Here is an 8,426-nt window from a genome sequence, read left to right on the forward strand (position 1 = left end):
CTTCAGAAAATGAACCGTTTAGTGTGGGTCAACCCATTCCATCTGTGGAAGCAAAAATAGGTGACAATGCCGAGCTTTTGGTCAAAAGCCCTGGCAATATGTTGGGTTACTGGAATAACCATAAAGCAACAGCGAATACCATTGATGCTGAAGGCTGGTTACATACAGGGGATCAAGCGCGTATAGCTGAGAGTGGACATATCTTCATTACCGGCCGAATTAAAGACATTCTGGTATTGAGTAATGGTGAGAAGGTCTCGCCAGTGGATATGGAAATGGCTATCACTCGTGATGAGTTATTTGAACAGGCCCTGGTAGTGGGTGAAGGCAAGCCTTTTCTCTCTGCACTTGTTGTCTTGAATGCAGAACAGTGGCTTCAACTTGCACAAAGGTTGAAGCTAGATGCAATGAATAAAAATAGCCTTACTGATAAAAGCCTGCAACAACATATCATTCAGAGGTTCAGAGGCTTGTTACATGACTTTCCTGCCTATGCCAAGATTCGCCGGGTGCATCTCACTCTCTCACCTTGGACAATAGAAAATGGCATGCTAACGCCAACCATGAAAATAAAACGTGCAAAACTTGTTGAGGCCAATCAACAACTTATTGATGGGTTTTATCAGAACTAAGCTTATTTATTTTTGAGGTTAAACTCAGGAAGAATTCGCATGATAGCCTCTACAGTATGAAATGATCCGAATATCAAAATCCGATCATCTGTTTCTGCCTTCTGTAAGGCATGTTGGTAGGCATCATTCACGGTGGTGTAACAGTTATAATTATCAAGCTCGGATGAAGATATTGCTTTTGCTGCCAGAGACTCAGCATCCATACCTCGGTCACCATCCAATCCTGCAAAAAACCAATGTGTAATATCCTTTTGCAGGATCTGGATAACCGACTGACAATCCTTATCTTTCAGCATAGCTAACACAGCATATGTTTTACCTTTACAGTTTCGCTGTGAAAGTAATTTGTGAAGGTTTTCAGCCCCTTGCTGATTATGTGTTACATCAAGGATAAGCGTCACATTGTCACGATTGATCTCTTGAAATCTGCCAGCCAGATTGACATGCTTCAGTCCATTTAAAATAGCCGTATCGGTGATGGTTAATCCCTGCTCTTTCAACAACTCACAAACCTGCACGACGGCTGCGGCATTTTGTATCTGGTAATCACCCACTAAGGCAGGATAAGGTAATACTCTGGCTTCATTTCCAGTAGCTTGCCAGCTCCAGCTATCCTCATTCAATTGTGAATACTGATACGACTCACCTGCTTTGTATAAAGGCGCATTTTGTTTCCGGGCATGTTCGAGCAGACTACTGGGAGGCACTGTCTCTGAACAGACAACGGGCGTCATAGGGCGAATAATGCCCGCCTTTTCATAAGCGATTTTCTCACGCGTATCGCCTAACCAGGCGGTATGATCGAGCCCAATTGGGGTAATAAGCGCGATATCTGTATCAAACAAATTGACAGCATCCAAACGCCCTCCCATACCGACTTCAAGGACGGCAATATCCACTTTTTCAAGCCTGAAGATTTCCGCCGCGGCCAGTGTGGCAAACTCAAAATAAGTGAGTGAAATGTCACCACGTGCTTCATCGATACGAGCAAAGGCATCACAAATCTGTTGGTCTGAGCAGGGTTGGCCGTTGATAGCTATACGTTCGTTATACGCTAGCAGATGTGGCGAAGTATAGGTCCCAGTTTTATAACCGGCCGCCATCAGAATGCTACTGGTCATAGCAACTGAGGAACCTTTACCGTTAGTACCAGCAATCGTCACCAATTTGAATGGTAACTTTGTCTGCCCTTGCATGTTTTGCCATACAAGAGCGATACGATCTAAGCCTGGATCAATTTCAGTGAAGTGTAATTTTTCCTGCCACGCCAACCATTGTGGCAATGTGCTGAACCGCATACAGTTCTATGCTGCACGATGCTGAAGCATGCTGAGGATATTGGATAATCTATCTCGCATTTGACGACGATCAATAATCATATCAATCGCACCATGTTCCAACAGAAACTCTGCTCTTTGAAAGCCTTCCGGGAGTGTTTCACGGACGGTTTGCTCAATAACACGTGGACCAGCAAAACCAATAAGCGCATTAGGTTCAGCCACATTGATATCACCGAGCATCGCTAAACTCGCAGATACACCACCCATTGTCGGATCAGTCATGACTGATACAAATGGAATGCCTGCATTACTTAACTGAGTCAGGATCGCACTGGTTTTAGCCATTTGCATTAAAGACAATAAGCCTTCTTGCATGCGCGCACCACCACTCGCAGAAAAACAGACCAACGGAATATTATTTTTCAGCGCGACTTTGGCTGCTCGAACAAATTTTTCACCTACGACAGATCCCATCGATCCAGCCATAAAGTTAAAATCAAAACTGACTGCAACTAATGGTAAACCATTGACTCTACCTTGCATTGCCAACAAAGCATCGTTTTCGCCTGTTGTTCGTTGTGCTTGGGTAAGACGATCTTTATAGCGTTTACTGTCTTTGAACTTCAGTGTGTCGACAGGTTTAACTTCAGCGGCGATTTCTTTACGGTCTTCTTCATCCAGAAAGCTTTCCAGCCGTGTTCTGGCATTAATGCGCTGGTGATGATCACACTTAGGACATACCATCAAATTACGTTCAAGTTCTGCACGGTAAAGTACATTGTCACAGCTTGGACATTTACACCAGACACCTTCTGGCACTGAACGACTTCGCACAGTTGTACGAATTTTGGATGGGAGTAATCTTTCAAACCAACTCATTTTGTCACCTTCGTTATTTTTATGCTTTTGCTAAATCACGCGCATTGATGGCATGGCGCATTTCAGCTAACAGACCTGCAACTGCAACTGGCAGCTCTTCAAGTCGTTGTGCATGTTCTTCGATGCACTTAACCAGAGTACTACCTACTACCACCGCATCGGCAATCTCGGCAACTGCTGCTGCAGACTTACCATCACGGATACCAAAACCAACACCTAGCGGTAAATCCGTTCTTTCACGCAGCATACTGAGTTTATCATTGACTTCTGTCACGTCTAGCGAAGCCGAGCCGGTCACCCCTTTAATGGAAACATAATAAATGAATCCACGCGCAAAAGAAGCAATCATTGACATACGTTCTGCCGATGTCGTTGGTGCCACCAAGTAGATGGTATCAATATCATGCTGATCCATGATCTCACGAAACTCAACTGATTCTTCGGGAGGTACGTCAACAGTTAATACCCCATCAACACCTGCTTCTTGAGCAAGTTTAGCAAACTCTGCATATCCCACAGCTTCAATAGGATTCGCATAGCCCATTAAGACGATGGGTGTTTCTGTGTTTTTCTCACGAAACTTTTTCACCATTGTCAGCACAGATTTGATGCTGACATCGTTCTTAAGCGCTCTTTCACATGCTTTTTGGATGACAGGACCATCACTCATCGGGTCAGAAAAAGGGATACCAAGTTCAATAATATCGGCACCTGCATCGACCAGCGCATGGAGCAATGGCACGGTTACCCAAGGTTCAGGATCGCCGGCAGTAATATAGGGAATAAGTGCTGTTTGACCATCTGTCTTCAGTTTCTCAAAGCACTGACTTATACGACTCATTATGACTTCCTTAGAATTTTAATCCAGCCATGGCGGCAACGGTATGCATATCTTTGTCACCACGCCCTGACAGGTTAACTACTATTGTTTGCTCTGGAGACATGGTCGGTGCCAATTTTTTCACATAGGCCAACGCATGGCTTGACTCAAGTGCAGGAATAATACCTTCGGTGCGTGTAAGCTCATGGAAAGCAGTTAACGCCTCTTCATCAGTTACCGACACATAATTTGCTCGACCAATATCTTTCAACCAAGCATGCTCAGGGCCCACACCTGGATAGTCCAGTCCAGCTGAAATTGAATGCGTTTCTACGATTTCACCATTGTCATCTTGCATCAGATAAGTACGGTTTCCATGTAAAACACCTGGTCTTCCCGCAGAAAGTGGTGCTGAATGCTGACCTGTTTCAATCCCATGTCCAGCGCCTTCCACACCATGCATTTCAACAGACTCATCTTCGATGAATGGATGAAACAGACCAATCGCATTAGAACCGCCACCAATACAAGCAACCAATGCATCTGGTAGTTTGCCATTGATATCCAGCATTTGCTGCTTCGCTTCACGTCCAATAATAGATTGAAAATCTCTTACCATAGCAGGATAAGGATGGGGGCCAGCAACAGTACCTATGATGTAAAATGTATCATCGACATTGGTCACCCAATCACGTAGCGCTTCATTAAGCGCATCTTTTAATGTGCGTGAGCCTGATTCCACCGGCACCACTTGTGCACCGAGCAGTTTCATTCTATATACATTCTGAGCCTGACGTTCAACATCTTCTGCGCCCATGTAAACAATACATTCCAAGCCCATTCTGGCAGCGACCGTTGCTGTCGCCACACCGTGTTGACCAGCGCCTGTTTCAGCGATGATGCGGTTCTTACCCATACGCTTGGCTAATAAGGCCTGACCGATAGTATTGTTAACTTTGTGCGCGCCAGTATGATTGAGATCTTCACGTTTCAAATAAATTTGAGCGCCGCCTAACTTCTGTGTCCAATTCTCGGCGAGATAGAGAGGTGATGGACGCCCTACAAAGGTGCTCAGGTCTTTGTCCATTTCTGCCAGAAAATTGGGATCGTTACGATATTGCTCATAAGCTTGTTGAAGCTCATATATCGCACCCATAAGCGTCTCACCAACAAACCGACCTCCATAAGGTCCGAAATGTCCACGCTCATCAGGGAATGTTTTGTAATAATCGTGAATATGCTCTTTAAGCATTTGCCACCTCTCTCATAAAAGTGCTGATCTTTTCATGACTTTTTATCCCCTTATCACTTTCAACGCCACCACTGACGTCGACTGCATAGGGCTGCACTTGATGGATAGCCTGCAACACATTAGATGCATGTAGACCACCCGCTAAAATAATGGGTTTATCAATACGACTGATCTGAGACCAGTCAAATGTTTTGCCTGTTCCACCAGGTAAGCCTGGTTGATAGGTATCAAGAAGTAACGCCGAAGCTGTTGAATAGTCGTCAGCTACTTCTTGAAGATTTACACCATCTCGCATTCTTACCGCTTTGAGATATGGCATCTCAAATTGGTGACAAAAATCAGGGCTTTCATCACCATGGAACTGAAGTATATCAACCGATAACTCGTCAAGACAGCGTGAAACCAGGTCTTTATCAGGGTCAACAAAGAGTGCCACTTTTGAAACAAATGGCGCCAAATTAGCTGTAATCGTGTTTGCCTGCGCAAAAGATATGGCTCTTGGGCTTGGAGGATAAAATACTAAGCCAATCGCATCAGCTCCAGATTCTGCTGCAAAATCAGCATCTTGCTGACGAGTTATGCCGCATATTTTTACTCGGGTTCTCATCTGTTTCTATGGTTACTCTTAAATAGAGCTGTTACTTTACCAGAGCACCGGAAAAGCTGACACTGCCGGGATTGAATATTGCTCTGGATAACGAACATCCACCAGATATAACCCCTCTGCTGGCGCAGTTATGCCACCTTGACTTCTATCGGTACTGCGCAAGACCTCACCAGCCCATTCAACAGGTTTACTACCATCGCCAATAGCTGTCATGACACCAACAAGGTTTCTTACCATGTGATGTAGAAATGATAGTGCTTCGACATCAATCGCAATACAGTCTTGTTGCTGACTGATGCTAATTTTATCTAAGGTCTTGATTGGGCTTTTTGCCTGGCACTCACTCGCTCTAAATGCTGAGAAATCATGTTGTCCAACTAATTGATCCGCAGCGGCCTGCATCCTTTCAATATCTAATGGCGGATAGTGCCACCACATTCTATGCTGATGAATTGATGACCGGCTCAGACGGTTTAAGATCAGATACCGGTAGCTTCGTTTGATAGCGGAAAATCTGGCATGGAAATCATCATCTACAAACTCTACCCAAGTGACATTCACATCTTTAGGTAAGTTTGCATTGATACCTAAAAGCCAGCCTCGCTTTTCTCTGATTGAGTCTGTATCAAAGTGCACCACTTGATTTAGGCCATGGACACCTGTGTCGGTGCGTCCAGCGGCATACACTTCAACCGGATGGTTAGCAACAACAGAAACCGCCTTTTGCAGTTCACCTTGTACGGTTCTGGAATGGGACTGAATTTGCCAACCACAAAAATACGTGCCGGCATACTCTATGCCGAGTGCTATTCTCACTAATTCCTCTCTCTTTTAGTCTGATAATGAGTCGAGAATAGTCTGGGCACGCACTTTCTGTTCGTCATTTCCTTCGGCAATGACTTCCTTGAGAATACTGGTCGCGCCTTCAGGATCGTCCATATCGATGTAAGCTGAAGCCAGATCCAATTTGGTTTCTGCCTCATCAATTTCATCAATATCGCCAATATCAAATTCGATATCAGCCTCATCATTAAGATCACTGTCAAATGGTGCGATATCAACACGCTCTGGATCCAATGAAGATGATGCACCAGGCTCAAACGGAAGAAGCGAATCATGCTCGACTATGTTCTCTTCTTCATTATTATCATCTTCTTCTTGATGTGTACCAAATGTTGTACCAGTATCAAACGAGAGCAAATCATCCTCAATATGATCTTCTGACTCATTATCAATTTCTTCAGTCAACGTGTCTTCAAGCTGAGTGTCTTCAGCATTGATGTGGTTTTGCTGCTCTATATCAGAAGCTATATTGACCGTTGAAAACTCTAATGGTGTGTCATCGCTGTCTTCTTCTGATAGATCTACATCGATAGACACATTATCCACTTCGTCTTGACGTTTAAAATCTAGTTGCTCATCTGTTGCAACATCATCAATAGTCTTTTCTGGTTCTGTTGACTCGTCTGAGACAAATTCCGTATCCGCTGTCTCTTCAGCCTGAAATAAAGGATGCTCTGGGGCCAGTTGTGCTCCCCATTGTTTTATTTCATCCCATTCAATACTTTCTTCATCAAAGTCTGTGTTTTCAGCAAGAGCAATAAAGTCGTCAACTTGTTTTTGTTTGTACAACACAAACAATAATTTGTATGCCACTAAAGTATTATCAGGCTCTCTGGCTTTTGCTTGATCGAGCGCAATTTTTGCTTGAGCATAATCCGCATAACCAACAAACATATCAGCTTGTTCAACGAGCTCCATCACACTTTTCTGTGGTAAGGATTCCTGATTTAGCGTTTCATCTTTAGGCTCATGCTCCGTCACTGGCTCTTCAACTGACGCCTCATTAGCGTAATCAGAGAGCGATGTTTGTGTATCATCAGTAACGGGCATTCCCCCAACAGTTATGGTCTCTTCTGTAAACGATTCGTCTTCCTTGTTTTTTCTTCTAGCCAGTAATAGCAACAAGAGAAGGAAAACAAGTAATGCGCCACCAACCTGCAATTTATACTCAGCTAAAAACCGTTTGATATTATCGACTAAATTAGCGGGTACCAGCTCCTCACTGGATTCTTCACTCAATTCAGCTTGAGCTTGTTCTGTACTAAGCGGAGCATCGGCTGTTTCATTGTTCTTTGTATCAGTATTAGCGTCAGCAGCAGTGTCATCAGGAGCAGCTAACGGCTCTAAATCAGGCTCAGCTTCGGTATTGTCCCCGGCAGCGTTGTTCTGTTCATTCTCTTCCAGCATATCCTGTAATCTAGCGAGATCAGCATCTTTAAGAGAAATGAGTCTACGCATGGTCTCCAACTGCTCTTCCATGGCATCCATACGCGCTTTGAAGTCTATGTTTTCCTGCGCTTGTGCCTCTATCGTTTCCTGAGCAAGCGTCAACTGTTCAGTCAATGCATTAATTTTTTCGTTGCCAGCCAGGTTCGGTGACGCATCATCTTCCGTCGTTTTACTTTGTTCAGGTGCAACGAGCTTCAGACGCGCTTGTTCAGCAGCATCGTCTTCGATTTGTTCACTACTTTCACTATTATCTGCATTCGTGTTATCGATAGTGTTGGCGTCTATTGTATCCTCAGCCGCTGGCTCAGATTCATCAGTGGATGGTTGAATCACCGCTGGTGTTGGCGCGGGTTTGTTCGTAACAGTATTTCGCTGGCGCCATGCTTCATTCTGTGCTTTGAAGGCTTGATATGCCTGTGCCTGTGATTTGGCTAATATCGCAGATTTGTCAGGAATAGACAGCGTATAACCTGCTTTAAGTCCATTTATATTGTTATCAACAAACGCTTCTGGATTAGCATTCACCAGCGCCAACATCATCTGTTGAACGGAGACAGACTCATCAGGACGAGTGTTTAGAGCGATATTCCATAAGGTATCGGCTTTGGCAACAGGACCATATGTACCACCATTAGCCCAAACAGTATTAACATTATTCACTTCT

Annotated in this window: 7 protein-coding genes and 1 pseudogene; 1 reads left to right on the forward strand and 7 read right to left on the reverse strand. The window is 44.2% G+C overall.

Features of this window, described 5'->3' with window-relative positions; all coding sequences use genetic code 11:
- Positions 1 to 632: pseudogene (locus tag B4K20_RS02130) on the forward strand (AMP-binding protein); the annotation flags it as partial.
- 2 nt (positions 633 to 634) lie between these two features.
- On the opposite strand, the gene folC reads toward B4K20_RS02130, so the two are convergent.
- The 7 genes from folC to B4K20_RS02165 all read right to left on the reverse strand — a co-directional run.
- On the reverse strand, positions 635 to 1,930 hold the full coding sequence (gene folC, locus B4K20_RS02135) for a bifunctional tetrahydrofolate synthase/dihydrofolate synthase (protein ID WP_289281728.1): 1,296 nt from the start codon (positions 1,928 to 1,930) through the stop codon (positions 635 to 637).
- A gap of 6 nt (positions 1,931 to 1,936) precedes the next feature.
- The gene (accD, locus tag B4K20_RS02140; RefSeq protein WP_284722437.1) at positions 1,937 to 2,791 is read right to left on the reverse strand and encodes an acetyl-CoA carboxylase, carboxyltransferase subunit beta; all 855 of its coding nucleotides are present in this window, start codon (positions 2,789 to 2,791) and stop codon (positions 1,937 to 1,939) included.
- A gap of 19 nt (positions 2,792 to 2,810) precedes the next feature.
- Positions 2,811 to 3,632, reverse strand: coding sequence for a tryptophan synthase subunit alpha (gene trpA, locus B4K20_RS02145; RefSeq protein ID WP_284722436.1), 822 nt, complete (start codon positions 3,630 to 3,632; stop codon positions 2,811 to 2,813).
- A 10-nt stretch (positions 3,633 to 3,642) separates the two neighbouring features.
- Positions 3,643 to 4,863, reverse strand: a complete 1,221-nt coding sequence (gene trpB, locus B4K20_RS02150; protein ID WP_284722435.1) for a tryptophan synthase subunit beta — start codon at positions 4,861 to 4,863, stop codon at positions 3,643 to 3,645.
- A complete protein-coding gene (locus B4K20_RS02155) occupies positions 4,856 to 5,470 on the reverse strand; it encodes a phosphoribosylanthranilate isomerase (RefSeq protein WP_284722434.1) in 615 nt (204 codons plus the stop codon). Before B4K20_RS02155 ends, trpB begins: the two co-directional genes overlap by 8 nt.
- Positions 5,471 to 5,506: 36 nt before the next feature.
- Positions 5,507 to 6,286, reverse strand: coding sequence for a tRNA pseudouridine(38-40) synthase TruA (truA, locus tag B4K20_RS02160; protein ID WP_284722433.1), 780 nt, complete (start codon positions 6,284 to 6,286; stop codon positions 5,507 to 5,509).
- Positions 6,287 to 6,301: 15 nt separating this feature from the next.
- On the reverse strand, positions 6,302 to 8,426 hold a 2,125-nt coding region (locus B4K20_RS02165; protein ID WP_289281729.1), incomplete at its 5' end, for a FimV/HubP family polar landmark protein.

It is taken from the genome of Methylophaga sp. UBA5088, from assembly GCF_002414625.1.
In the GTDB taxonomy this organism is placed as follows: Bacteria; Pseudomonadota; Gammaproteobacteria; order Nitrosococcales; family Methylophagaceae; genus Methylophaga; species Methylophaga marina.